The organism is Sulfurimonas sp., from assembly GCF_032250635.1.
Lineage (GTDB): Bacteria > Campylobacterota > Campylobacteria > Campylobacterales > Sulfurimonadaceae > Sulfurimonas.
The window spans coordinates 1-2,212 of sequence record NZ_JAVVFL010000252.1 but is presented as its reverse complement, the minus strand read 5'-3'; the positions used below and the strand labels follow the sequence as shown (position 1 = coordinate 2,212).

General features: G+C 38.0%; 3 protein-coding genes. All 3 read right to left on the bottom strand.

What is annotated here, in order from left to right:
* Positions 1–1,447 (bottom strand): heavy metal translocating P-type ATPase (locus RQ763_RS11435; RefSeq protein ID WP_314153113.1); only part of this gene is annotated, 1,447 nt, incomplete at its 3' end.
* Positions 1,437–1,922 carry an asparaginase domain-containing protein gene (locus RQ763_RS11430; RefSeq protein WP_314153111.1) on the bottom strand — a complete coding sequence of 162 codons (486 nt, stop codon included), beginning with the start codon at positions 1,920–1,922 and terminating at the stop codon, positions 1,437–1,439. The genes RQ763_RS11435 and RQ763_RS11430, both read right to left, overlap by 11 nt.
* On the bottom strand, positions 1,906–2,212 hold a 307-nt coding region (locus RQ763_RS11425), incomplete at its 5' end, for an HAD-IIIA family hydrolase (protein WP_314153110.1). The genes RQ763_RS11425 and RQ763_RS11430, both read right to left, overlap by 17 nt.

Genomic DNA, 2,212 nt, shown 5'->3' with positions numbered 1-2,212 from the left:
TAGAAGCACTTATGCTAAGCCCCACTAATGTAGCGACAGGCGTGGCAAGAGCAAGAGCACATGGGCATGCTATAATGATTACAGATACGGCAACCATAAAAGAGGTCTCAAAATTATTTGACCAGAACCACCATCCAAAAAATGTAGCCAACGCTAAAAGAAGAATCACTGTCGAGAAGTACTCAGAGAGCCTGTTTGCCATCTGCTGAATTTTTGGTTTTTTATTTATTGCAGACTCTAAAAGTGAGACTATATTGGAGAGTGTAGAGTGCTTAAAATCTTTTGTTGCCATAAAATGGACATCGGCATCAATACTTGTTGTGCCGCTGACAACGCTCATTCCGACATTTTTATAGACCGGATTGCTCTCTCCTGTTAGACTGGATTCGTCAAAAGAGCCGCTTCCTCTTACTATTTCGCCATCAAGCAAAACCTTCTCCCCAGAAGAGACGACAACCGTGTCGCCAACTCTAGCATCATCAAGCTTGCATTCGGTTATTATGCCATCTCTGAGAACTCTAACCTCAGAGGGAATATTTTTTGTAATCATATCGAGAGAATCAGCCGCACTCTTCTTGCTTAAAACCTCTAAAAATTTTCCTATCAAAACAAAAGTAATTATCATGCTTACAGAGTCAAAATAGGCTTCACCCTGCTGCATCATGGTTATATAAATAGAGTAAATGTAGGTAAGCAGTGCTCCAGTTGCCACCAATAGATCCATGTTAACTATTTTCGCTCTTAGACCATAGTACGCACCTCTAAAGAAGACCCAGCCGCTATAAAATAGCACAGGGGTAGAGAGTATCCACTCTGCTATATTGAGAATAGTTTTTACATCTTGTGTTATTCCGCTGAAGTATCCAGCATACTGCGCAACGGCAATCCACATGATATTCATCGATGCAAAAATAGCGACTGCCATCTTTAAGTAGTAAGCTTTTCTCTCTTTGTTTACATACTCTTCTTGTGTCATGGCATCATAGGCAAAAGCGTTATAACCTATCGCTCTAATCATATCTATTATTTTAGAGAGTTTTAGGACATTATCTGCCCATACAATTGTCGCTTTGTTGTTTGTAAAATTTATATTTGCTTCTATTACGCCATCCATCTTGCTAAGTGCTTTTTCATTTAGCCAGACACATGCCGAGCAGTGAATCCCCTCTATTATCAAAGAGACTTCGTTAAATCCCTCGCTGTTAACTTTTACAAACTTATCGTAAAAAGAGGGTGAATCAAAACTCGAAGAGTCTGCATAATTTTTAAGGGGCGGAGCCAAGATTACATTTTTGCTTTTTTCGTAAAAACTATCAAGACCCTTATATTGTAAAAGATGGTAAACTCCCTGACAGCCGTTGCAGCAGAAATGCAACTCTCCCTCTTCTATCATAACGGATGAATCAAACTCTAAATGGCAATGAGAGCAGGGTATTTTAGAGGACAACTTCAAATTTTCCAAATTTTATATTTTTATGAATTTTATCCCATGGTTCTACATGTCCGCTCATGCAGATATAGACACCATACTCTTTTACGCCTTTTGCAAATCCTATCGCCATCCCTAGATTAAGGCTTGCTTCAATACTATCTATTTCAAATGGTCTCATGGCTCCCACAAAAACAATCTTCCTATCGTCAAATATTTCGGCTAAAAATTCGGCGCTGAGATGCATCGTATCTGTTCCATGCACAATTACAAAAGTGTCATCTTTAGACTCCATGATAATATTGGTAAGAATTTTTCTATCATCTATTGTCATCTCCAAACTGTCTTTATAAATAACACCTGCCAAATCATACTTGGCATCCATGCTTTTTAAGATTTTTTCAATTGCTTCATTGCTGTATGGAACTTCTAGCTCCCCACTTAAGGGATTATATTTTTTATTGAATGTTCCACCGCTATTTAATATTAACATTGTAAATATCCTCTAATCTTGAAACTATTTTTGTAGCTTTTGAACTTTTATGCAACTCTGCCTCATCAAAGAGATAGCTCTCTTTGATTCCTGCACTTATGGCCGCCTCAATATCACGCTCTTTATCACCAACTAAAATAGAATTTTCTAAATCTATATCAAACTCTTTTTGAGCCTGCAAAATCATACCAGGCTCAGGCTTTCTGCAACTGCACTCCCCTGAAATCTCAGTATGGTGAGGGCAATGATACACTTTTGTTATTGTAATACCATTTTTTGCAAACTCTTTT

What these genes read in the sequence shown, in the direction of transcription:
- RQ763_RS11430 (WP_314153111.1), bottom strand. Translation starts at nt 1,922, where the DNA reads ATGTTAATATTAAATAGCGGTGGAACATTCAATAAAAAATATAATCCC.